Here is a 23,995-nt window from a genome sequence, read left to right on the forward strand (position 1 = left end):
ACCGGGAAGGTCGCTTTTTTCAAAAAACTAAAATTATTTGATTTTAGCTTCTTTGAAGATTACGTGTTGACGGATTTTTGGATCAAATTTTTTGATTTCCATTTTTTCCGGCATAGTACGTTTGTTCTTAGTAGTGGTATAGAAATAACCTGTACCAGCTGAAGAAACTAAGCGAATCTTATCACGCATTGTCCTGACTCCTTACTTAGATCTTTTGACCTTGAGCACGAAGGTCAGCAACAACCTTTTCAATGCCCAATTTGTCGATAATACGCATACCTTTAGTGGTTAAACGAAGACGTACAAAACGTTTTTCGCTTTCTAACCAGAAACGGTGGTGGTGCAGGTTCGGCTCGAACCGGCGCTTAGTTTTGTTGTTGGCGTGTGAGACGTTGTTACCAACGACTGGACGCTTGCCGGTAACTTGGCAAACCTTAGACATGGTGTAACTCCATTGATTTAGCCAACAGCAAATCTGTATGGCCAGTCAAAAATAAACGGATTGAATTCATTCAAGGGGCGTTTTATATCAAAAATGCGCTTAAAAGACAAGCGATTTTATCTAAAACGAAGCATGAGCCCGTGTGATAGCTCATGCCTTGATCATTTATCGAAGAAGTGTCTTCGAAATCAGCTTATGGATCGGCTTATTAAACGGAGGCAGAATGTATTTCAAGCTATACAGCTTAGGATTCGACATTACTGACCGTTCATGCGACAAACTGAAGAAGCCTTCTGGCCCATGATATTTACCCATACCGGAAGCACCGACACCACCAAATGGCAGATCGTCCTGTGCGACATGGGTTAATACAGTATTTTGCCCGAAATGCCCTGAATGGGTACGCTGTGCGACATAATCAGCACGCGCCTGATCAAAGTCGAAATAGTATAATGCAAGTGGACGCGGACGGCTATTAATAAAGTCGATGACGTCGTCAATTTGATCATATTCCATGATCGGCAGGAGCGGCCCAAAGATTTCATGCTGCATGATCTGCATGCTTGGCATGACATTGGTCACAATAGTCGGTGCAATTTTACGCAGGGCTGCTGGCGATTCATTACGCGGATTGATTTCAATAATCTGCGCACCTTGCTCACGGGCATCATCTAGATAACCTTGCAAGCGGTTGTACTGTTTGTCATTGATAATCGAGGTGTAATCCTGATTATGGCTGATGTCCGGATACATGTTTTCGACACAGGCTTTAAAATGATCGATAAACTCGGCAGTTTTGCCACGTGGCAGGAACATATAATCCGGCGCTACGCAGGTCTGTCCGGCATTCCAGAGCTTGCCCACGGCAATACGCTGAGCCACATCACGCAGGTCAATCGATGGATGCACCAGTACAGGGGACTTGCCACCCAGTTCCAGGATTACTGGTACCAGATTTTCAGCAGCCGCTGCCATCACGGTTTTACCGACAGCTGTTGAACCGGTAAAGATCATCTTGTCAAAAACCAGCCGGCAGAAGGCATCAGATACCGTACCGCCACCATTCACCACGGCAACCAGTTCTTTAGGAAAAGCTTCAGCTAAGGCTTTTTCCAATACCTTGCCAAAAGCAGCCGATGAACTAGAAATTTTGATCATGGCATGGTTACCCGCAGCCAACGCACAGATCAGAGGGCCGATGGATAATAATAAAGGGTAGTTCCACGGCGCGATGATGCCGATCACGCCTAGAGGCTGATACTGTACCCAGGCTTTTGCCGGCTGGTGAATAATACCAACATGACGCTTGGACGGTTTCATCCAGCCGGTCAGGTTTTTGCTGTAATATTTAATATGTTCAAGACAAGTCAGTAACTCACCAATTTTGGTTTCCCCCACAGAGCGGTTACCATAGTCCTGATTAATTGCATCGGCAAATTGATCTTGATACTTAACTAAGATACGCTTAAGCCGAGCTAAACGATCGATACGTTCCTTTGCAGTCGGCAGTGGGTAGCGTAAGTAGGCGTGTTTTTGTTGAGCCAGAATTTCATTGAGGTACTGGCTATCAAGAAAATGTGGTGTCATTGAAGTTGTTTTTGTGTGACTGTTCATGCCGCACTACCATTATTCAAAATCGATTAATTAATTTTTAGAGCAAATACTCTAATTAGTCAAGTTACTTTGTGTGTTAGCCTTGCTAATGCATGAACTGAATGGTTATTTTAGGATGTCCCAAACCAAAACGTTAAAAACCAAAGAGCGTATCTTACAGCTCAGCTTGCAGTTGTTTAATGAACGTGGCGAACGATCTGTAACCACCAATCATATTGCTGCTGAACTCGGCATGAGTCCAGGTAATCTGTATTACCATTTCCGTAATAAAAATGAAATTATCAAGGAACTGATGGAGCAGTATCAGCATCAGACGCTGGAAATGCTGGCACTTCCGGAAGATCGTGCTCTGGATGCCAATGATAAGATTCATTATTTTCAGGTACTGAGCAGTCAGCTTTGGGCTTATCGTTTTCTGCATCGTGATGTTTATCATCTGGTCGAAAATAACGAAGATTTCCGCAAGCTTTATCCACGCTTTGCCGGACAGGTCATGCAGCAGGGACAAAAAATTTATAAAGCCTTCGTAAATGCCGGCTTGATGGAAATGACCGATTCAGAAATTGAAGCGCTGATCATTAACCTCTGGATTGTACTGACCAACTGGACCAACTTCCTGTATATGTCGGGGCATATTACCGATTCCAACACTCTGGAAGAAAAATGGGTCTGGCAAGCACTGCGTCAGATGGTGTTTCTGGAAGGTGCTTACCTGCGCGGTGAAAGCCGTCAAACGTATGAAAGCCTGCTCAATTCGTTTGGTTCTTCAGAGCTGTTTGCCAGTCTATCGTCGCCTAAACCACCTGAATCTGAACAAACTATTCAGAATATCCAAGAAACGCGTTAGAATACTCGGCTTATTTTTTTAATTTAACTAATTAGTGACCTTAACCAACATGAATATGACGACTGCTAATACCGCACGTTTATTGATTACTTGTGAAGACAAGCCGGGCATCGTGCAGGCTGTTTCAAGCTTCTTGTATCATCAGGGTGCCAACATTACGGCGCTTGATCAATACGCGACAGCAGCGCAGGGCGGACGTTACTTCATGCGTGTTGAGTTTGAACTGGACAATCTGCAAAGCCGCAAAGAAAGCCTGTTGCAGACTTTTGCTGTTAATGTTGCAGAGCGCTATGGCATGCACTGGCGTCTGGCACTGGTCAGTGATGTGAAGAAGGTCGGTATTCTGGTTTCTAAAGTCGACCATGCGTTGCTTGAACTGCTATGGCGTCATGCACGCGGCGGTCTGCCATGTGAAATCACTAAAGTAGTATCTAACCACGAGACTCTACGTGAATCAGTCGAAAACTTCGGTATTCCGTTTGAAGTGGTTCCGGTGACCAAAGAGAACAAACGTGAAGCTTATGCACAGATCGATGAACTGATGCAGGGCAACGATCTCCTGGTATTAGCCCGTTATATGCAGATTCTCGATGAAGAGTTCGTAAGTAAATGGGAAATGAAAGTGATCAATATTCACCATTCATTCCTGCCAGCGTTCGTGGGTGCCAATCCTTACAAACAGGCTTATGACAAAGGTGTAAAACTGATCGGTGCAACTGCACACTATGTGACAGCTGATCTGGATCAGGGTCCAATCATCGAGCAGGATGTAGAGCGTGTGAACCATGACTTTACTGTGGAACAGCTGCGTGAACTGGGTCAGGACGTTGAACGTAATGTACTGGCACGTGCAGTGAGATGGCATCTGGAAGACCGTGTCATTGTCGACGGCAATAAAACTGTCGTGTTCCAATAAGCGCTTGCATCTCTGTTTAAAAAAGGCATACTTTAAGTATGCCTTTTTTGTTTGAAACAAAAATAATGGAGAAAAGTGGGATTAGTAGTTGCAAATGAAAACACTTCTCATTTATTATTGGCATACTTTAATTGTGCTAACCGATGAGCTTGATAGTTTGTTTCGTATCATCTCTTCGAGGTAAATAGATTTAATGAGTCAAGTTGCTGCTCCCATGACACCACCACCGTCAAATCAGATGAAAAAGAAAGTCGTTTCTATTCTGGCGGCGGTTCTGGTTGGACACGTGGGTCTTTTATGGGCAGTCAGCCAGATGAAAGCACCTGAACTGAAACCAGTCGATAAAGAGCCTCTAAAAGTCCGTTTCGTCAAACTTCAGGAAGCACCAAAACCTTTACCACCGAAGCCAAAGCCGCCAGAGCCTAAACAAGAGCCACCAAAGCCGAAAGAAGTTAAAATTGTAGAAAAACCGCTGCCACCGCCACCCAAAAAAGTAGAAAAAATTGAGCAGGTGAAGAAAGCAGAAACGCCTAAACCTGTTACTGCACCGCCAGTTGAAGCCAAACCGGCACCAAGCCCAGTGGTTCCTGCGGTCGTGAGTGAAACTAAAAAAGTGGCACCTGCGCCGGTTGCTCCACCAGCACCTGTCGCACCGCCGACTCCACCTGCACCGCCAGCACCGAAAAGTGTTGCAATTGGCGGCGGCGTATCCTGGCAGCGTGCACCAAAAGTGTCGCTCTCGGCAGGAGAGTTAAAATCAGCCTGTTCATTGGTGGTGGATGTATCTGCAAATGAGCAGGGGAAAGTGGTCTCTGCGACCGCACGAAATTCGAGTTGTAGTCCGGCCGTTACGCGCAAAGTTGAATCAGCGGTACGTCGTGCACAACTGACCAAATATGTTGAAAATGGTGTGGCTTATCCAACCCGAGTGGAACAGCCTTTCGATTTTCAGATTACCAAATAACGGCTAACCCATTAGGAGTTCGAATATGAACTTTTCAGTTTATTGGCAACATGCTGATGCAGTCAGTAAGACACTGTATTTCGTGTTATTGGCAATGTCGATTGCGACATGGACCATTTTTGTGCTGCGTTTGATGGGCACTCGCCAACTTAAACAGATTGCCTATGCTCAGTTATCTAAAGCATTAGGACAATTGAAAAATAAAATGACTCCTTTGGCATTTGAACAACGTAAAGCTGTAGCTGAGCAGGCTTTATTGCGTCAGATCGCATTAGAAAAAGGCAATGCAGAAAAAGGTGTATCTGTCTTGGGTACCATCGCTTCAATTTCACCCTTTGTCGGTCTGTTCGGTACAGTATGGGGGATCTTTCACGCACTGGTTGCCGTGGGTAAGAGTGGTCAGGCAGGTCTGGCACAAGTAGCCACTCCAGTGGGTGAAGCGCTAATTATGACCGGTCTAGGTCTGGCTGTGGCAATTCCTGCGGTACTTGCATATAACATCTGTGTACGTGTTAACCGTACTTTAAGCAATGAATTGCAAGACCATGCGCATAGCTTATTGATTGATACCATGTTGCAACAGGATTCTTCTGCAAAGAAGGCTGATGCAAAAGTAGCACAAGACAGTTTAGTTGGAGGTCAAGCTTAATGGCTTTTCAATTGGGTGAAGACAACGATACAGGCATGAATGAGATGAACCTCATTCCCTTGATCGACATCATGTTGGTATTGATGATCATCTTTCTGGTGACAGCGACCGTTGCGAACCCATCAATTCCATTAACTTTGCCGCAAACCACTGCAGAAATTATTGATCTGCCACCTGAAAATGTCACCATTAGCATCAATGCCAAAGGTGATGTAGCGTGGAATGGCGATGTACTGACCCTGGATCAACTTGAAACCCGTTTCAATGAGGCGAGCCAGGCACAGCGTCAACCAACCATCGTATTGAAAGCAGATAAAGAGTCACGTTATGACACCGTTGCTCAAGTGATGTCACGCGCGAGTGGAGCCGGACTCAGCGATATTGCCTTTGCAACCGATAATTAATTTTTTGCTCTCCATGAAAAAAGCGACTGATCTCAGTCGCTTTTTTATTGCCTTAATTTAATAGGGCATTCGATCAAGCAGAACCAGTTTAATGAGTTTTAAGCAGCGTCATAAACTTGTGTTGTAATTTGTTCAGCTTGGGCGGAATCGCGAAATTACAGTAGCCCTGATTCGGATTCTTGGCAAAGAAATTCTGGTGATATTCTTCGGCAGGGTAGAAAGTCGGTGCAGGGCTAAGTTCAGTCACAATATTCAGTCCTTCAGCTTTCAATGAATCTATTGTGAGCTGTGCAGTTTCTTTTTGCTCATCATTAAAATAATAAATTACAGAACGATATTGCGTGCCGACATCATTGCCCTGACGGTTTAATGTCGTTGGATCATGGGTTGCGAAAAAGACTTCGAGCAACTGACTATACGTAATCTGATTTTCATCAAAATCGATCAGGATCACTTCGGCATGATTGGTATCACCGCCACAGACTTGCTCATAGGTCGGATTAGGATTTTGTCCACCCGCATAGCCGCTGACGACCTTCTGTACGCCCTGAAGCTGTAAGAATACTGCTTCGGTACACCAAAAGCATCCACCACCAAATAGTGCTTGTTGCATGGTTAAGTCCTCATCATTGTAGAATGCTGATTATTGAATGTTCATATGAGTATGAAAGATATAAAGCCTGCACGACACAGGCTTTTTGTAGTCAGAACTTAGCGAGGCTGTACTGCATTTTCTAACTGAATGAGTAAATTGCCATGACGGTCCATTAATTTCAGGGTTTTACCATAGACCTGATAATGGGTCACTTTGCTCAGTGCCTCCTTAAATTTTTGATCCAGACCGTCATTATCCAGACAAGCCATTTCGGTACTCGCCATCTGGCTTAAGTTGAGAGTATCTTTACCGGCAGTGTAGCTGCCCATGATACGGTTACAGCCATCTGCGCCAGACACGCGTTGAGTCGCTGCATCGAATTGCAGACTTGGAATATTGCGTGCTGTCGGTGCTGTAGTAATTTCGGTATTACCAATCTGGTTCACAATCCAGGTACGATTTTGTAGGAGCTGTAAATTATTTTCAGTTTTGACTGATGAGGTACTAGGTACGGTTTCACAACCTGACATAGCAAAGACTGAACCTAAAATCATGATTGCTGTTAATTTTTTTAGCATGAGAGAGACTCTAATTCTGAATTAGCTATTTGTATATAAACAAAAAAATTAAATATATGCCAGTTGATTTTGTATCTTTCTTTAAGTTAGATAACTTGGAAAATTATCTGGAATTCGACTCAGGTAGGCCTTGACGCAGGCGTTGTGAATACTCCTGACTGGAGATCTGACCGGTATCTCTAACTCGTGGATTAACATGTGCACGCTGATACCAGGTTTGTATATCCCAGCGCTGATCTAGCGCTTTTAAATCATATAAATAATCAGGTAAATACCCAGAAGCCAGCAAGCGGTAATCTGAAGGAAGCTGTTGCTGAGATACTGCCTGAGCCATATCAAAGACCAGCGTCGTGCAGTTACTGCTCAGGGTGTTATACCATTTAGGCGCTTTGGCCAGTTCATCAGCCTTACGCAGATATTCTTTAAATAGGGCTTGAGCTTCTGCTTGTGGCATTTTTACCGGAAAAAAGTAAACCTGCTCGCCACGAATATTGCTACGCGTATATACAATGTCTTTTTCATCTGAGGCGATCAGACTTAGTTCATATTTTCGGAAGAAGCCGCCAATGGCAGAAAATTTCTCATCCTTTTCTTTGCGAATTTCGATCGAGAAGGCGAGTGGTTTCTGATTGGCAAAATCAAAACTGACTAGCGTATGGGCAATTTTAGGCCCCATCCAGTAGGAGGTAATGATGTTTACCCCAGTAATGTCGTTCAGATCAAAACTGCGGCTTTCCCAGCGTTCGGTATATTGCCCCTCTCCTTGCCAGTCAAAATTACGGATATTGTGCAAGGTGACTTGATTGCCTTGCTGCTCATAGGAGAGCAGTCGGGAAACTTCAGGATTCCAGTCACGATCCTGACGAGGCTCCATGCTTAAATAAGCCAGTAAGCTGACCAGAAAGGCCAGCAAATAAAGCACTGTATCCACCTGGCGGGAAATCAGATGCTTGGTGAAATAAATGCCCAAGACCACACAGGCAAACACAAGCCAGAGCCCAATCAGAATGATGCTGCCAATTTTGCCCAAGGGTTGTTGTACCCAGAGCATCAGGCTCAGCCAAAGGCTTGAACACAGGACAAATACACTAAACAGACTCCCTAATAACCACAGGCTCCAATGCTTTTCTGAATTTTCTTGTCCTTGCATGTTCGATCTTTTATAGAAAATAGGCTTTATTTTCTGTATGTTGCGAACTCAAATGCAATACCGGTTTTGTCATCGATATGTTGTTCTGACGCAACTTTTTTGAACTCGGCCGGAATTTCCGGATAGTAGGCATGACCCTGTACATCCAGTTCAACATGGGTCAGTTCCAGACGATCAGCGATCTCCAGAGTCTGTTTAAAGATTTCACCGCCGCCAATGATAAAAATAGCATTCGGTTTTTCTGAAGCCTGCACATCGGCCACGGCTTGAGTCAAGGCATCTTCAATCGTATGCGCGACTTTGACGCCTTCAAAGGACCAGTCAGGATCGCGGGTAATCACCCAGTTCACACGTTTAGGCAGCGCACGGCCCATCGACTCAAGCGTTTTACGGCCCATGACAATTACGCCGCCTTGAGTGATTTCCTTAAAGTGCTTGAGATCTGCTGAGATATGCCAAGGCAGGTCATTGTCCTTACCAATACAGCGCTGCTGATCCATTGCCACGACATGAACGACTTCTAAATCCTGAAATGCCATACCCATACTCAAAAACAGATAAAAATTATTGCTATTAAAATGCAAAATCCCACTTTAAGCAAAGTGGGATTTGAATATTTTCCGGGGTTTAACAGGAATTAAACTGCAACTGGCGCTTTAATTCCTGGATGTGATTCATAACCCACAATTTCAATATCCTCGAATTTGAAATCAAACAGGTCTTTAACTTCAGGATTCAGTTTTAACTGGCACAGGCCTAAAGGCTCACGACTCAATTGAAGTTTAGCCTGTTCAAAATGATTGGCATATAAATGCGTATCACCACCCGTCCAGACAAAATCGCCTACATCCAGATCACACACCTGCGCAATCATATGAGTCAGCAGGGCATAGCTGGCAATATTAAATGGAACGCCAAGAAATACGTCAGCACTACGTTGATAAAGCTGGCAAGACAGTTTGCCATTATGTACAAAGAACTGGAACAGGGTATGGCAAGGCGGTAAAGCCACCTGACTCGCTTCATTCGGATTCCAGCCAGACACAATCAGACGGCGTGAATTTGGATTGGTCTTGATCTCATTGATCAGCCATTTGATCTGGTCAAAACCATCCTGATTGTAGCTGCCATCTGCATTTTGAGTGGCACCAAAATTACGCCATTGATGGCCATAGACTGGACCAAGTTCACCTTCTGGACGACCAAAGCGTGCGGTCTGTTCCGCAGTGGCCCATTCATCCCAGATGGTCACTTTATTATCCTGAAGATACTTTACATGGGTATCACCTTTCAGGAACCACAGCAGTTCAATCACGATCGAACGGAAATGAACTTTTTTAGTGGTAAGTAAAGGGAAGCCCTTGGAAAGATCAAAGCGCATCTGATGACCAAATACCGAACGTGTACCTGTGCCGGTACGATCGCCTTTATCGCCGCCGTTGTCGAGGATATGTTGTAAAAGGTCAAGATATTGGCGCATAGGTCTCTCTTAAAATCTGTTGCAAATTGCTTTTCTTTGAATTGGGCAATTTAAAATTGCGCTCATCATAACATTTTTTTGAGCACTTCCGCATAGCAGTGAAAATGATTAAACATGAGAGAAAAGGGCATAAAAAAGCACCCATGATGGATGCTTTTTTATTATCTTTTTTTAAGCCGTTGGCTTACCGGTATGTACCGTATGGATCAGATCGGACAGGTCATAACCCAGCGATTCAGCATAGGCCAGATATTCCTGTTTGGTCGTTTCATCCAGTGTCGGCTTACGATGCAGGAGCCATAAATATTTCATGTTTGGCTCACCGACCAAGGCGGTCTCATACTTGTCATCCAGTTTGAGAATCCAGTAATCCCCTTTGGTAAAAGGTACCCAGTGCAAACCTTCAGGCAAGAAACTGACTTTCAGTTTGCCATGTTCTGCATCAACAATAGTGGCTTCCCCAATAGATTCATCGAGTTTGCCCGCACCATCTAGACAACGGTTCTGGACGCGGACTGTGCCATTTTCATTCAGGCTGTAGGCTGCGGAAATATCAGTACTGTCTTCAGGTTGGTGTTTCATAGGCAGACGGGCAATTTCGTACCAGATCCCTAAATATTGTTCTAAATTGAAATTTGAAATAGTCTTTACATCATGACTCATATTTTTCTTCCTCATCATCTCAATTTAAATTTACTAAATCAGTCTAATACGAGAGTTGTTAGCCAGAATGATGTAATCCCGTAGTGAAATGTTGACTTTATTATCGTGAGTAAAATTACAGATTTAGTCAGAAAGGCGCTCAAATATTGATTTAGAAATAGTCTGAGCAGAATTGCTAATTAATTTGAAAAGTAGTGAATTTATAACTTTTTTGTGAAAATTGTAAATTTTATAAATCTAAAAGAAATAACAAGTTAAGTAAAATTAAATAAATGCGGAAAAATATATTTACATTTTTAACGTGAAAAGTAACATTTAACCGTCTAGTATTCACCGCGTGTTGAAGATTTGAAAGCCAAACTTACAGGCGAGGAGTACTTGGTCCAATATGATTTATGATCATCAAGTGAATATGAGCGAAGTGCATGCTCCTGTTCAAGCGAACGTCATAATTCGTTCCCAATCGGGACAAAATTCCAAACGTCAGCCTCAGCGCTATACCTCTGCGTCAGCTCGTAACAAAAACTCTGAATCTCGCAAGACTTTCGGTGCAATGAACGGCCAGCGTTTCGATATTGAAAAATTCACCAGCTACCTGCAAGGCATTACCCGCAGTACCAGTACACAGAAATGTGCACGCAGTATTCGCGTCGGATTGCAGTCTTCAGGCGCAAAAATTGTGAATCATCCTGTTGCCGCAGCTGACTGGGGTAACACCCTGCAGCAATTGGGCTATCGAAAAATCAACCTGTCTTTTGACCGTCCGAAAAAAGGTGATATCTATATTATCGACCGGACTTCACAGCATCAGTATGGTCATATTGCAGCGTATTCTGGTTCAGCCTGGGTTTCTGATTTTAAACAGAATGGCTATGCGGTCTATCGTAATTCCAATGTGAAATATACGTATTACCGTCTGGATTCCTATCTTTAAATCCGACGCTGAAAATTTCAGAACTTAAAAATGAAAGTCGCGAAATGGTTCAATCTTCGAAGCGTTTCGCACGTTGATTATAAATCGACACGATAAACAGTCCAATCGCCACAAAGCCTAAGCATTGTAGACCTAGCGCTACAGTTTTCCAGAGCTCACCCGTTTTGGGTAAATAACCGATCAGGCTAATTACTGCCACAATCGGAATCGCCATCGTTAAAGCACGAAAACCTTCGGCATAAGGATTTTCAGGAGCAAGCTTTAATCTGAATTCACGCAAGACGTGTATCAGCATTCCAATCGCCAGACTGATTCCAACAAATATCGGACCCAGTTTCGCTACAGTCGATGCTATGTAAATTACGATACATACCGCAATAATAATGATGAGCTTGAGCTGACGGTTGCAGCGTTCGGAGTACCAGAACTCAAGCATGTGGGGAACCTGAATCCGACTTGTTCTGATTAAGCAAAGACAGAGGCGAAAACAGGCAGATTGTCAAAGCCATAAAGGCAATTCCCTGAGCGCCTGGCAGCAAGATTTCACCCTGTTTCATGTTCATAAAAATCAGGCTGATTAATAAGGCAATCGGAATCCAGGTCAGGACACGATAGAACAGGCCAGTCGGATTTTTTGCTGCGAAATGAATTTTGCAGTAACGACAAATCAGAAAAATAATTCCGGTACCGGCAAACATCAGGATGGCATCTAAAGGCAAAGGTTCCATCCAGTACAGACCTACGGCAATTGCAGCAATCACAACAAAGAACAGCAGTTTTTTCAGGAGCGACACCTGCGGATTGAACCAGAACTCAAGCATGATGATGTATGAACAGAAAAGATAAAAAGCACTTTAGCATATTTTAAATATAAAAAAGCGAGGCAGAGGCCTCGCAATATTTAGGAAAATTATCCGTTATTTTTCTGTGGACCCCAGTCATAAATTTTCTTCTGATAAGCGTACCACAACATCCACAGACCAATCAGGATCATTGGCAGGCTCAGGAATTGTCCTTTACTCATCCAACCAATAAATAGCTGACCATTATCTGGTTCACGGAAGAACTCGACGATAAAACGGGCTAGACCATAGCCGGTCAGGAATACCGCAGAAACTGCCATACGTGGACGTGGCTTGCTACTAAACCACCACAGTACGATAAACAGAATCAAGCCTTCACAGAGCGCCTGATACAGTTGTGAGGGATGACGTACCAGCTGCAGCGGATCGGTTGGGAAAATCATGCCCAAGGCAAAATTTGGATCAGTGACTTGACGACCATAGAGTTCACCACCAATAAAGTTACCAATTCGGCCAAACATCAGGCCTGTCGGAACGCAGGGCGCAATAAAGTCCAGTGTCTGGAACCAGGCCATCTTATATTTCTTGCACCACCACAACATCGCTACGATTACGCCGAGGAAACCGCCGTGGAAACTCATCCCACCGGTCCAAATCTGGAACAGCCAGAGTGGGTTTTCCAAAAACTGAGAAAAACCGTAGAATAAAACATAACCGACCCGGCCACCGATAATCACACCCAAAGCCCCAAAGAAAATCAGATCCGAGACCATATCTGGTGTCCAGCCGCGTTGTTTAGCGCGATAAGTCGCCAGTCCCCAGGCAAATAAAAAAGCCAAGAGATACATCAGTCCATACCAGTGGACTTGCAAAGGCCCGAGCGAAATTGCAACGGGATCTATGTTTGGATAGATGAGCATTCCTGTTCCTTGTGATTCTGTTTTGCACAGATTTTAGCTGAAAGCGAAGAAAATTGTTGTACATTCAATGTGTAAAGATCGAGAGCATCAATTATGTGTATTGTGGCACTGGCTTGGCGAGTTCTGGATGAAACGCCTTTATGTCTGATTTCAAATCGTGATGAGTTCTATCAACGTCCAACACAGGCATTATATGAATGGGAGAACAGTCCGATTATTGCCGGGCAGGATCTTCAGTCTGGTGGTACCTGGATGGGTATAACGGTTTCAGGACGATGGGCAGTGATTACCAATTTCAGGGATGGTAATGACAAGAATAACTACCCAACTTCACGTGGACATATCATTCAGCATTTTCTGGAATCCGAATTGACACCTATCCGGTTTGCTCAAGAACTGGAAAAATGTCAATGTGATTATGCGGGCTTTAACCTGTTTGTCGGCGATCGAGAGCAGGCGGTCTATATGAGTAACCGTGGTGAGGCACCACAAGTACTAGCACATGGCGTTTATGTAGTGTCCAATGGCTTGCTCACGGAACATTGGGAAAAGACTCGACACCTGCGCAAGCGTTTTACCCAGGAATTTCTGCCCATGCTGCAGTATCCAGATATGCCTGAATCTGATCTTTATTATGCCGTTTGGGATATTCTGGAAGATGAACGCAAGATCATTCCCGAATTATTGCCGAAGACCGGGATCTCGCATGAAATGGAACAGCTGTTATCTTCGACCTTTATTCAAAGTCCAGTGTATGGCACGCGCTGTTCTAATTTCCTGCGAATGAAAACCGATGAATGGCAGTGGCTGGAAAAATCCCAGCAGGGTGAAACCGCAGGGCAGGTCGTTGTGCAAGTCATTCCGATCACTGCATAAATAACAATATTTATAATGATCTTGATAAAAAGATCAGTTTAAACAGTGAACTCTGAAAACAGATAGATATGCTAGGATAAAGCCCATCTATCTACGCATTTTCAGCTTTCCTATGGCATTGCTCCTTCCGCTTATTTCATTTCTGATTGGATTCTGGGGCGTTCATTATTTAAAGTCGATCCGTCCATTCATGGCGGCCTTGCTGGCACGTCTTTTGATTCCCTTGATTGTCATTTACAACATGGTGTTTTATAAGCCGGGCAGTCTGTGGCTGATCGGTTTTAGTATCTTTAGCTCACTGTTTCTGTTTGGCCTGTTCTTTCTTTTCTCCAAAGATAAATTGCGGGCATTATGTTTTAGTTATTTAAATGGGGTCTGGCTTGGCTTTCCTTTTGCCTTAGCTGTATTTGGTCCGGATGCCTTAAATACTATTGTTGCTCTTTATATTGGTGGTTCCTTATTTGGCAATGTCAGTGCAGTAGTGGCAGTCAGTGCTGAAAAACAGGCTCCCCAATTCATTATTAAAAATATGCTGAAATCCCCGCCAGTGATTGCGCTTTCTATTGCAGCGATTTTGTCCTTCTGGGATTTTAGTGCCTATGAAGCGCATCCGCTGATTCAATGGGGCTATGCAGCCAACAAGTTTCTGGTGACTTTTGCCGGTATGTGTATTCTGGGGATGTGGCTGAGTAAAGTCAGGATTCAACTGAGTGATTTAAAACGTAGTTTGATCTTGATCAGCGGTCGTTTTGTGCTGGCTCTAGGTCTGGCAGCGGGGGCTTATTTCTTGTTACCGATTCCACATCAAGCCCTGACCTATGCTGTGATGATGATGTATTTCCTGCTTCCACCCGCAGCCAATATTGTGGCGCTGGAAACCCATTATCAGGGCACAGGTTATTCAGCGAAATATATTGCCTCAGGAACGATTACGAGTGCGATTTTGATTGGGGTGTATGGGGTGGTGGTGCATGCGGTGGTGCCGGGTTTATAAATCTAAAAGTTCTCTCTCCCTCTGGGAGAGAGTTAGAAAGAGGGTATAAAAGTTTTTGAAAGTCCTTCCTTTATTAGAGAAGGGATTGAAGGAGATTAAGTTCTTTGTAGAAATGAATGAGAATAAAAATTAAGCGTTGAGATGGAAGAATCCCTCCCAACCTCCCTTTGAAAAAGGGAGGGCTCCTTCTCCCCAAGGGTGAGGGAATGACCTCTAACTCCCTCCTAAAAGGAGGGAGGACTCCTTTTAGGAATTAGATTTATTTTTCCAAACTCGCCTTAAACAGTTTCATCGCCTGACCACGATGGCTAATTTTATTTTTTTCTTCTTTGCTCAGTTCCGCACTAGAAGTTCCTAGTTCTGGTAACCAGAATAATGGATCATAACCAAAACCATTTTCACCGCGTGGTGCTTCCAGAATTTCACCTTTCCAGATGCCCTGGAAAATTTGTGGCAGTGGATCTTCAGCATGCTGGACTAAGGCCAGTACACACACAAACATACCTTCAATCGCTTCACCATCTTTGCGTAACGGTTTTAGTCTGTTTAAAAGCTTTTCATTATTGGCTGCATCATTGCCATGTTCACCGGCAAAACGGGCTGAATAAATTCCTGGCATACCACCGAGTACGGGCACACAAATTCCTGAGTCATCGGCAATGGCTGGTTTACCCGAAATTTTGGACGCATGACGCGCCTTGATAATGGCATTTTCTACGAAGCTTAAACCGTCTTCAATCGCATCTCCGATATTTAGCTTGCCTTGAGGAATCACTTCAACCGGTAGTTTAAGCTCGGCAAACATCTTTTCGAATTCTGCAATTTTGCCTTTGTTATTACTTGCTAATACCAGTGTGCCTTGGGATAACCAGTCAGTTGAAGTCATGTTGAATCTCGTTGTTGAACTTTAAGGGAGGGACTATTTTAACCTTGCTTGCCAATTTACGTGAAATAAACCGGTAATAAAAAAGCACCCGAAGGTGCTTTTAATTTTATCTATTTCTAAAACCTTGAGCCTTCATACAGTTATTAACCATATCTTCTCTATCCATTGCATCAATTTTGGCTAAGCCTAAATCATATTTACATTTTGCGAGAGCATTATCTGCTTCATATCTAGTTATGCCAGGCTTATTCCAAGTGTTGTAAGAAGTTGTTGAGACTGTACATGCGACTAATGGAAAAAATAACAGCAATGATGCATATCCCTTAAATTTTTTCATGTAAATTCCCTTTATAGGCTTTAGAAATAGTTTATTATTTTTAATATGTTACAGTTTTTTTAAAGTATAAAAAAAGCACCCGAAGGTGCTCTTTAAAAATTTTAGCTTATTGTGCCTGAATCCATTTGTCTGCACGGTCACGTGCCTGACGGATCTGTTCTTGGGTTAAGTTAGCTGCCAATGCAGTTTTCTTACCTTCAGATAAAGTAATCACTTTATTGTCCAGCATGCCATCGCGGGTAGAGAGTTCATACCACTGGTAAGCACCCATGTAGTTTTTCTTCTTTTCTTCCATCATGGCCAGATTGAAGCTGGCACGGTTATCACCACGGCTAGCTGCTTTTTCGAAGTACTGGCGAGCCAGTGTTTCATCTTTTTTGGTACCAATACCATCTGCCAGCATACGGCCAACATTCAGTTGAGCCACTGCCAGACCTTGGTCGGCAGCAGCTTTGTACCATGCAAAGGCCTGACGTTCATCTTTCTGGACGTCTTTGCCATATTGATATTTGGTTGCTAAATAAAATTGTGCACCAGGCTGACCCGCTTTAGCTGCTTTAGTCAGACTATGAATGTCCATTACTGAATATTGCGCTGCTTGGCTGGCCACAGAAGGCGTTGGTGCAACGTAATCGGCATGGGCCTGCATGCCAAAAAGTCCAGCCAGTAGCGTCGTACTTAATAATAATTTTTTCATAGAGCGCTCACTCGATAAATTGCGACTTCACCAAACAGATTTGGGAGATGTTTGCTAAGCAAACTATCTTCTTGATTCCCATTCACAGCGAGTCGATTAATAATTTTTATGTTGTTTTCCGCGCATAATGCTTCAAAGTCACGGAAAGTACATAGGTGAATGTTCGGGGTGTTATACCACATATAGGGTAAGGCTTCCGAAACCGGCATTTTCCCTTTTAATGCCAAGAAAGAACGAGTCTTCCAGTGCGCAAAGTTTGGAAAGGTAATAATGGCCTGTTTCCCTACACGCACCATGTCACGCAATAATACGTCTGGTGCATCTACAGCTTGCAAAGCCTGTGCCATCACCACATAGTCAAAAGACTGGTCAGCAAAACGGCTTAAACCGAGGTTTAAGTCCTGCTGGATGATATTTAACCCGCGACTGATCGCAATTGCAATCTTTTCTTGATCAATTTCTAATCCATATGCACGAATATTGTGCTTTTTGCTCATATGGGCCAGCAGTTCGCCATCACCACAACCGAGGTCGAGGATACGTGAACCGGGCTTGATCCATTTTTCAGCAAGTTGTTGGTCAATACGCATTACACAGCCTCCTTCGGTGTTGATCGCAGATGTTCTTCACCGCCCAGGAAGGCGCGCAAGGATTTTACATACAGAGGAATCGGGAACAGGAAGGAGTCATGGCCTTGCTCAGCATCAATATCCAGATAGCTGACAGGCTTATTATTGGTAATTAAGGCGTCTACGATTTCAACAGAACGTGAAGGTGAGAACCGCCAGTCTGTGGTAAATGAAACCACCAGGAACTTACATTTGGTTTGCGCCATCGCTTTGACCAGTGACTGCTGATATTCACGTGAAGGATCAAAGTAGTCTAGTGCTTTGGTCATGATCAGATAAGTATTGGCATCAAAGTTACGGCTAAACTGTTCACCCTGATAACGCAGGTAGCTTTCGACCTGGAATTCCACATCGAAGCCATACATGAATTTGCCAGATTTTAAATCACGGCCAAATTTCTGCTTCATGGCTTCCTCAGACAGATAGGTAATATGACCGACCATCCGTGCCAGAATCAGGCCTCGTTTTGGATAGCTGTCATTTTCTAGATAACGGCCATGATGGAAGTCCGGATCAGACAGAATCGACTGACGCGCGACTTCGTTAAAGGCAATATTTTGTGCAGACAGTTTCGGTGCACTGGCAATAATCACGCATTTTTGCAGACGGTCCGGATAATCTACCGACCATTGCAAGGCCTGCATGCCCCCGAGTGAGCCGCCAATGATGGAATACCACACATCAATCCCCAGACGGTCAGACAGCATCGCCTGAGTTTTCACCCAGTCACGCACAGTGACTAGCGGAAAGTCTGGACCATATGGGCGGTTATCATTTTCGGGATTAGGAGAGGTAGGACCAGTAGAACCATTACAACCGCCGATATTATTCAGCGCCATCACAAAGAATTTATTGGTATCGATTGCCTTACCCGGGCCAATACAGGCATCCCACCAGCCTGGTTTTTTATCATCTTCATGATGATAACCTGCAGCATGATGATGGCCAGACAGGGCATGGCAGATCAAAATGGCATTGGACTTATCGGCATTCAGTTCGCCATAAGTTTCTACCATCAGTTCAAAACGTGGGAGGATGCGACCGCATTCAAGCTCTAACGGCTGTTCGAATTGGAACTTTTGTGGGACAACAAGGCCCACTGAGTCAGCTGGAAAAGACACGGGAATGATTCGCCTTAAATCTTTAGTATGAATAAATAAAAGGATACCATTTGCAGGTATCCTTCTAAAGTCTTTTTATTGCTATGAATTATCGCTAATTCAAATACCGGGTTTAGACGGCAGCAGCAATCACCTGTTCAGTGCTTAACACATCCTGGTCGATCAGGCGGTTGGTACATGCAATAATCGCTTCAATTGAAGAGGTCACAATGTTATCGTGGACACCAGCACCAAAGGCGGATTTACCGGTACCTTTCACTTGAAGTTCAACCAATGCCAATGCTTTGGCATGTGCACCTGAGCTGATGCTACGTTCTTCATAGTTCAAGACGTCAATTGGCAATTGTAATGCATCCAAAATCGCAGAGATTGGACCGTTACCTTCACCACGTAAGCGCTGAGTTTCACCATTGACTTCAACATCTAGCTCAATCACCTGGTTGCCATTTTCATCTGACAATTTATAGTTCTTGGCAGCGTAATGTGCATCTTTAGCATCAACATACGTGTCTTTAAACAATGTCCAGATCGCTTGTGCTGAAATCTCAGTACCATCTTCATCGGTTTTTTGCTGTACGATTTGCGAGAATTCGATCTGTAAACGACGTGGTAAAGTCACGTTATAGTTCGATTCTAACAAGTAAGCGATACCACCTTTACCTGACTGTGAGTTCACGCGAATCACGGCGTCATAGTCACGGCCCAGGTCTTTCGGATCGATTGGCAAGTACGGCATATCCCAGATTTCTTCGTTTTTCTGGAATTCAAAACCTTTTTTGATTGCATCCTGGTGTGAACCAGAGAATGCAGTGAAGACCAAGTCACCCGCATATGGATGACGTGGGTGGACTGGCAAGCCAGTACATTCTTCAACAGTCGCAATGATTTCGTTGATGTTTGAGAAATCCAAGTTTGGTGCAACACCCTGGGTGTACATGTTTAAGGCAATTGCTGCCACGTCCACGTTACCGGTACGCTCACCATTACCGAATACACAACCTTCGACACGGTCAGCACCGGCCATGATCGCCAATTCAGACGCTGCGATCCCACAGCCACGGTCATTGTGACAGTGAACTGAAATGATCACGCCGTCACGACGCTCGATGTTACGGTGCATCCATTCCACTTGGTCGGCATACACGTTTGGTGTAGAGACTTCGACAGTGGCTGGCAAGTTCAAGATCACTTTGTTTTCTGGAGATGCTTCCCAGATTTCAGTCACAGCGTCGCAAACGTCTTTCGCCACTTCCAATTCAGTTGCAGAGAAACATTCAGGGCTGTACTGGAAAACAAATTCAGTTTCAGGCTGTTTTGCTGCGTATTCTTTCACTTTTTGCGCTGCATTAATCGCTAACTGTTTTGCACCTTCAACATCTACGTTCAACACTTTTTGACGGAAGGTTGGAGAGTTAGAGTTGTAGATATGCACGATTGCGCGTTTCGCACCTTGTAAAGATTCAAAAGTACGTGCGATCAAATGGTCACGTGCCTGAACCAGTACTTCAATGTAAACATCAGCCGGAATATGACCTTCTTCAATCAATTTACGGGTGAAGTCGAAATCAATTTGAGATGCAGAAGGGAAGCCGATTTCAATATGTTTGAAACCGATTTTTACCAACATCTGGAACATTTTGAACTTCTGCTCGATGTTCATTGGCTCGAAGATCGCCTGGTTACCATCACGCAGGTCAGTACTCATCCAGATTGGCGCTTTAGTGATTTCATTGTTCGGCCATTGACGGTCTGGTAAGTCCACACGTTGATACATGCGACGGTATTTTTTACTTGGATCAGCCAACATCATGAGAGAGCTCCTTAGGTAGCCTGGCAAATTCGCTTGGTGCAGCAGTTGCTCGGTCTACAGTATAGATTTTGTCTATATATTCGTTTACAGGCAGGTGTGGGTAAATAAGATCAATCCTGTATTTTTTAAAGTCTTGATCATCAGGATCGACCAGACACCTGCATGGTGAACCTATAAGATTAATTTTAGTCCAGAAAACGTGAAAAGTTTTTGCTTTTTCTATGGATTTTAGTCGTATGTTAATAAAGATTTTCTTATAAACTTTAAGAATTGAAAAATATTTTCACTTATTCTAAATATTGTATTTTATATTTTCTTAATTTGGACATAATGCGTTATTTATTACGTTCAATTGTGCCACAACTCAGTATATTTTGATAAACAATAGATCCAGTTGTTTATAAAGATCATTGAAGACAGAGCCTCTTTTAAAGTTCAGCCCATTTACGCATTAAATTATGATACAGGTTGGTCAGTTTCATAACTTCTGAATGCTGATCACCCAGCTGCACTCTCAAGTTTTGAATACTCTGATCCAGATTAAACAACATATGCCGCTCTGCATCATCCCTGATCATGCTTTGTACCCAAAAAAATGAAGCAATTCGACAACCGGAAGTGATTGGCGTAACTTCATGCAGACTGGTGGATGGATAAAGAATCATATCGCCGGCAGGCAATTTTACTTCGTGATAACCGTAAGTGTCTTCGACTACCAGTTCACCACCGACATATTCGTCCGGCTCGCTTAAAAAAACCGTACAGGATAAATCCGTTCTGAGGCGTTCACTGCTGCCGCGAATACGACGAATTGAATTGTCGACATGAAAGCCGAAAGATTCATTATTTTCATAGCGGTTAAAAAGTGGGGGAATAATATCCAGTGGAATCGCCGCCGATAAAAACAGAGCATGCTGTCCCAGCGATTCCAGAATAATATTGCTGAGATGATGAGTGAGTGAATGATCTTCAGGTAATTGCTGATTCTGTTTCACGGTGGCAGAGAGCGTACCCGCGGTAACCTTGCCATTGACCCACTCAATCTTATTCATCTCCTCACGGAAATATTGCACCTGTTCTTTGCTCAGTACATTTGGAATATGATGCAGCACGAGAAACCCCTGAATAATCGTCTTTTAAAAATAACATAGCCCCCATCAGGAGGCTATGCGGTTGCATTGAATTAATATTTAAAGTTGACTGCTAACACTGCACTACGTCCTTCTGCTTCAGTAGCATAGTGAGAAGCATAGGCTTTAGTGAAGTAACGTTTGTCAGAAAGGTTATTTACATTCAACTGTAAATCCACATTTTTGTTAACGTTATAACGCGCCATAGCATCGTAGCGTACATAAGATGGAGCCCATTTGATGTTTGCAACATCACCATAAACTTTGTCTGAATATACTGCACCACCACCCAAAGTTAATTGCGGCAATATCTTATAGGTAGTCCATAATGTTGCTGCTTGTTTAGGTACATTAGGCATTTGGTTGCCATTATAAATGGCATTATCTGTACAAGTTGCTGTTGAACCTGAACCACGGCATGATTTACCATTTTTTGTTAATTCACTATTAAGATAAGTATAACCTGCCGAAATATCCCATTTATCGGTAATTTGACCATTTAATCCTAATTCAACACCATCAACTTTACTTTCACCTACATTCGCATAAGTTGTTGGGTCAAGTTGTACACGAGTATTTTGTTTTTCAGTACGGAAGATCGCTGCTGTTAAATTCAAACGATCATTTAACAAGTCCCACTTAGTACCTAACTCGTAAGTTTGTGCTTCTTCAGGATCGATCATTTGGTTATTAGCATTTATGGTTTCGCTGTTATCTCCCCAACCAGCATTTAAGCCAACAGGACTGGCAGAGGTAGCATAACTTGCATAAATTGAACCATTTTCAACAGGTTTAAAGGTTATACCTGATTGATATGTAAAGAAGTCTGAATCATTGTTAGCTGTATATGCAGCAGCTGAAGATGTAGCACGAAAGTTTTGTGCAGCTTCAAACTTGTCCCAGCGCACACCAAGATCAAGTAACCATTGTGGTGTGATTTCAATACTATCTAATAAATATACAGAAGTGCTTTCAACCGTGGCATCAAAGTCTTGGCGGGCTTCTAGACGATCTAAAAATGGTTTTTGAGTTGGATTGTTTAGAGAAGTACACCAATTGCTTGAAAGGTCTTTACAGTCGCTGTAAAACCCAGTTGAGGAAACTTTGCCATCTTTACTGTTAATGATGTTATAACCACCTTTGTCAGTTTCTTGCTTGCTGTATTCAGCACCAACATTAAAGCTATGATTAATGGCACCTGTAGCAAATTTACCTATCAATGCTAATTGATTTGTAAAGGTATCGCTATCTGTGATGGCAGAGTTTTGACGATGCCATACTTGGCCATTAGCTACATTGCCTTTAGAATCATCAGGGTTTGTCCAGACATAATCATTTTTAGATTTGCTGTACATTGCAGTGTTTGTAACGGTTAGATTGTCAGTTAAATCATGTTCTAACTTGATTGTCCCTGCTTGGTTCTCTTGTTTTTGGAAGTCACGATCTTTCCAACCATAATAAACGCCTTGTTTTACTTCCGCAGGTTTACCTTGTGGTTTACCTAAACCAGCATCCCAATATGGTATACCTGAATCGGGAGTATCATCCGATTTTAAATAGTAATAACTTAAAGTTGCACGAGTAGGGGTGTCTAAGCCGAAAGTAATACTAGGGGCAATACCAGCACGTTTATATTCAGCACCATCAGATTGACCTGCTTTCTCATTCATGTGGCCCATAACGGCAACACGTGTAGCAATCCCATTGCCAAAATCTTTGTTGCCATCAAGCGTCACACGTGCGTAAGCATCTGTACCGCCAGCAACAGTACCTTCTAAAAAGTCACCTTTTTTGGCCACTTTAGAAATCATGTTGATGCTACCGCCAACAGTACCTGCACCACCCATAGCAGAAGCAGAACCTTTGGTGACTTCAACTTGTTCTATGGCAAACATTTCACGGTTTTGTGAGGTTGAATTACGAATACCATCTAAATACATTGAGCTTTCAGAGCTATAGCCACGGATAAATGGACGGTCGCCATTCGGGTTGCCGCCTTCACCCGCACCCAAGGTAATACCCGGTACAGTACGTAAAGCATCAGAAAGTGTAGTGACTTGAGTGTCTTCAATCAGTTGTTTAGAAATGACTGATACAGATTTAGGTGTATCCAGTAAGGGTGCAACAAATTTCTTATTTGCGGAATTATCTACTTTTAAACTTGGTGTCTGTTCAGCTTTAACTTCTTGATGAATAGTTTCGAGCTTGACCACATTTTCATCAGCCACAGCATTTACAGTTACGATCGAGAGGGAAGAGGCAATCGCCGATGAAACGAGTTTTTTACGTGATTTGATAAACGACATGTGGGAACCCGAAAAAAGCATAAAATTTATGTATGCGAATAATAATAATTCTTATTTAAATTAAGAATTACTTTTAGATAGGAAATGACGATTTTAAAAATTATATTAATTGCCTTTAGCGATGTTATGGTGTATCAAAATGTTTCTAAGTTAATGTATTTAAACTAAATCTGATTAATAGATTATTATCTTTACTTTTATTGAGATTATTAGAGTTTAAAAAAATTGAAGAAAAGATAAAGAAAAGTTT

28 protein-coding genes are annotated in these 23,995 nt (G+C 43.1%); 8 read left to right on the top strand and 20 right to left on the bottom strand.

Translation table 11 applies throughout. The features are described 5' to 3' along the window. Positions 1-33: 33 nt before the first annotated feature. The 3 genes from rpmG to RJ01_RS01780 form a co-directional block, all read right to left on the bottom strand. Positions 34-189 (bottom strand): 50S ribosomal protein L33, encoded by a 156-nt coding sequence (rpmG, locus tag RJ01_RS01770; RefSeq protein ID WP_001205031.1) that lies wholly within the window; start codon positions 187-189, stop codon positions 34-36. A gap of 16 nt (positions 190-205) precedes the next feature. Continuing rightward, complete coding sequence (rpmB, locus tag RJ01_RS01775; RefSeq protein ID WP_000048256.1) at positions 206-442, bottom strand: 50S ribosomal protein L28; 237 nt, start codon at positions 440-442, stop codon at positions 206-208. Positions 443-607: 165 nt separating this feature from the next. Then, entirely contained in the window at positions 608-2,056 is a 1,449-nt protein-coding gene (locus tag RJ01_RS01780; protein ID WP_034169872.1) for a coniferyl aldehyde dehydrogenase, read from the bottom strand. 115 nt (positions 2,057-2,171) lie between these two features. Between RJ01_RS01780 and RJ01_RS01785 the strand changes: the two genes are divergently transcribed. The 5 genes from RJ01_RS01785 (at position 2,172) to RJ01_RS01805 (ending at position 5,836) form a co-directional block, all read left to right on the top strand. Continuing rightward, complete coding sequence (locus RJ01_RS01785; RefSeq protein ID WP_034169873.1) at positions 2,172-2,903, top strand: TetR/AcrR family transcriptional regulator; 732 nt, start codon at positions 2,172-2,174, stop codon at positions 2,901-2,903. 49 nt (positions 2,904-2,952) lie between these two features. Further along, positions 2,953-3,819, top strand: coding sequence for a formyltetrahydrofolate deformylase (gene purU, locus RJ01_RS01790; protein WP_034169874.1), 867 nt, complete (start codon positions 2,953-2,955; stop codon positions 3,817-3,819). Positions 3,820-4,012: 193 nt separating this feature from the next. Then, positions 4,013-4,783 (top strand): TonB-dependent receptor, encoded by a 771-nt coding sequence (locus RJ01_RS01795; RefSeq protein ID WP_034169875.1) that lies wholly within the window; start codon positions 4,013-4,015, stop codon positions 4,781-4,783. 25 nt (positions 4,784-4,808) lie between these two features. Next, positions 4,809-5,432 carry a MotA/TolQ/ExbB proton channel family protein gene (locus RJ01_RS01800; RefSeq protein WP_004781903.1) on the top strand — a complete coding sequence of 208 codons (624 nt, stop codon included), beginning with the start codon at positions 4,809-4,811 and terminating at the stop codon, positions 5,430-5,432. Next, positions 5,432-5,836, top strand: coding sequence for a biopolymer transporter ExbD (locus tag RJ01_RS01805; RefSeq protein WP_004781905.1), 405 nt, complete (start codon positions 5,432-5,434; stop codon positions 5,834-5,836). The genes RJ01_RS01800 and RJ01_RS01805 overlap by 1 nt, the downstream gene beginning before the upstream one ends. A gap of 88 nt (positions 5,837-5,924) precedes the next feature. Here RJ01_RS01805 and msrA read toward each other — a convergent pair whose 3' ends face one another. The 6 genes from msrA to RJ01_RS01835 all read right to left on the bottom strand — a co-directional run bounded on the left by msrA (position 5,925) and on the right by RJ01_RS01835 (position 10,302). After that, on the bottom strand, positions 5,925-6,449 hold the full coding sequence (msrA, locus tag RJ01_RS01810) for a peptide-methionine (S)-S-oxide reductase MsrA (protein WP_004781907.1): 525 nt from the start codon (positions 6,447-6,449) through the stop codon (positions 5,925-5,927). A gap of 98 nt (positions 6,450-6,547) precedes the next feature. Beyond that, a complete protein-coding gene (locus RJ01_RS01815) occupies positions 6,548-7,009 on the bottom strand; it encodes an META domain-containing protein (protein WP_034169876.1) in 462 nt (153 codons plus the stop codon). A 103-nt stretch (positions 7,010-7,112) separates the two neighbouring features. Further along, positions 7,113-8,159 carry a DUF4105 domain-containing protein gene (locus RJ01_RS01820; RefSeq protein ID WP_034169877.1) on the bottom strand — a complete coding sequence of 349 codons (1,047 nt, stop codon included), beginning with the start codon at positions 8,157-8,159 and terminating at the stop codon, positions 7,113-7,115. A gap of 26 nt (positions 8,160-8,185) precedes the next feature. Then, entirely contained in the window at positions 8,186-8,698 is a 513-nt protein-coding gene (gene dfrA40, locus RJ01_RS01825; RefSeq protein WP_005232285.1) for a trimethoprim-resistant dihydrofolate reductase DfrA40, read from the bottom strand. A gap of 98 nt (positions 8,699-8,796) precedes the next feature. Continuing rightward, complete coding sequence (thyA, locus tag RJ01_RS01830; RefSeq protein ID WP_034169878.1) at positions 8,797-9,639, bottom strand: thymidylate synthase; 843 nt, start codon at positions 9,637-9,639, stop codon at positions 8,797-8,799. A gap of 171 nt (positions 9,640-9,810) precedes the next feature. Then, positions 9,811-10,302, bottom strand: coding sequence for a lipocalin family protein (locus RJ01_RS01835; RefSeq protein ID WP_005232256.1), 492 nt, complete (start codon positions 10,300-10,302; stop codon positions 9,811-9,813). A 388-nt stretch (positions 10,303-10,690) separates the two neighbouring features. Between RJ01_RS01835 and RJ01_RS01840 the strand changes: the two genes are divergently transcribed. Beyond that, positions 10,691-11,236 carry a CHAP domain-containing protein gene (locus RJ01_RS01840; protein ID WP_004781961.1) on the top strand — a complete coding sequence of 182 codons (546 nt, stop codon included), beginning with the start codon at positions 10,691-10,693 and terminating at the stop codon, positions 11,234-11,236. A 49-nt stretch (positions 11,237-11,285) separates the two neighbouring features. On the opposite strand, the gene RJ01_RS01845 is transcribed toward RJ01_RS01840, so the two are convergent. The 3 genes from RJ01_RS01845 to lgt form a co-directional block, all read right to left on the bottom strand. Continuing rightward, positions 11,286-11,672: a hypothetical protein gene (locus tag RJ01_RS01845; protein ID WP_034169879.1), complete on the bottom strand. Its 387-nt coding sequence runs from the start codon at positions 11,670-11,672 to the stop codon at positions 11,286-11,288. Then, positions 11,665-12,057: a hypothetical protein gene (locus tag RJ01_RS01850; protein ID WP_034169880.1), complete on the bottom strand. Its 393-nt coding sequence runs from the start codon at positions 12,055-12,057 to the stop codon at positions 11,665-11,667. The genes RJ01_RS01845 and RJ01_RS01850 overlap by 8 nt, the downstream gene beginning before the upstream one ends. Positions 12,058-12,146: 89 nt before the next feature. Beyond that, entirely contained in the window at positions 12,147-12,959 is an 813-nt protein-coding gene (lgt, locus tag RJ01_RS01855) for a prolipoprotein diacylglyceryl transferase (protein WP_034169881.1), read from the bottom strand. Between the two features lie 93 nt (positions 12,960-13,052). On the opposite strand from lgt, the gene RJ01_RS01860 reads away from it, so the two are divergent. Both RJ01_RS01860 and RJ01_RS01865 read left to right on the top strand, forming a co-directional pair. After that, positions 13,053-13,835, top strand: coding sequence for an NRDE family protein (locus RJ01_RS01860; protein WP_034169882.1), 783 nt, complete (start codon positions 13,053-13,055; stop codon positions 13,833-13,835). Positions 13,836-13,947: 112 nt separating this feature from the next. Then, on the top strand, positions 13,948-14,829 hold the full coding sequence (locus tag RJ01_RS01865) for a permease (RefSeq protein ID WP_034169883.1): 882 nt from the start codon (positions 13,948-13,950) through the stop codon (positions 14,827-14,829). 259 nt (positions 14,830-15,088) lie between these two features. On the opposite strand, the gene rdgB is transcribed toward RJ01_RS01865, so the two are convergent. From rdgB to RJ01_RS01905, 8 genes are all read right to left on the bottom strand, one after another. Further along, on the bottom strand, positions 15,089-15,715 hold the full coding sequence (gene rdgB / locus RJ01_RS01870) for an RdgB/HAM1 family non-canonical purine NTP pyrophosphatase (protein WP_004781971.1): 627 nt from the start codon (positions 15,713-15,715) through the stop codon (positions 15,089-15,091). A gap of 106 nt (positions 15,716-15,821) precedes the next feature. Next, the gene (locus RJ01_RS01875; RefSeq protein WP_004781972.1) at positions 15,822-16,052 is read right to left on the bottom strand and encodes a hypothetical protein; all 231 of its coding nucleotides are present in this window, start codon (positions 16,050-16,052) and stop codon (positions 15,822-15,824) included. A gap of 106 nt (positions 16,053-16,158) precedes the next feature. Next, positions 16,159-16,749 (bottom strand): tetratricopeptide repeat protein, encoded by a 591-nt coding sequence (locus RJ01_RS01880; RefSeq protein WP_004781974.1) that lies wholly within the window; start codon positions 16,747-16,749, stop codon positions 16,159-16,161. Beyond that, on the bottom strand, positions 16,746-17,339 hold the full coding sequence (metW, locus tag RJ01_RS01885) for a methionine biosynthesis protein MetW (protein ID WP_004781976.1): 594 nt from the start codon (positions 17,337-17,339) through the stop codon (positions 16,746-16,748). Before metW ends, RJ01_RS01880 begins: the two co-directional genes overlap by 4 nt. Further along, positions 17,339-18,499, bottom strand: a complete 1,161-nt coding sequence (locus tag RJ01_RS01890; protein WP_034169884.1) for a homoserine O-acetyltransferase — start codon at positions 18,497-18,499, stop codon at positions 17,339-17,341. The genes metW and RJ01_RS01890 overlap by 1 nt, the downstream gene beginning before the upstream one ends. 112 nt (positions 18,500-18,611) lie before the next feature. Further along, positions 18,612-20,309, bottom strand: a complete 1,698-nt coding sequence (gene leuA, locus RJ01_RS01895) for a 2-isopropylmalate synthase (protein ID WP_034169885.1) — start codon at positions 20,307-20,309, stop codon at positions 18,612-18,614. A gap of 428 nt (positions 20,310-20,737) precedes the next feature. After that, a complete protein-coding gene (locus tag RJ01_RS01900; RefSeq protein ID WP_005232220.1) occupies positions 20,738-21,421 on the bottom strand; it encodes a Fe2+-dependent dioxygenase in 684 nt (227 codons plus the stop codon). A 71-nt stretch (positions 21,422-21,492) separates the two neighbouring features. After that, positions 21,493-23,745 (bottom strand): TonB-dependent siderophore receptor, encoded by a 2,253-nt coding sequence (locus tag RJ01_RS01905; RefSeq protein ID WP_004781982.1) that lies wholly within the window; start codon positions 23,743-23,745, stop codon positions 21,493-21,495. Positions 23,746-23,995 lie beyond the last annotated feature (250 nt).

Origin of the sequence: Acinetobacter sp. YZS-X1-1, from assembly GCF_000804305.1 — a bacterium.
Classification (GTDB): Bacteria; Pseudomonadota; Gammaproteobacteria; order Pseudomonadales; family Moraxellaceae; genus Acinetobacter; species Acinetobacter variabilis.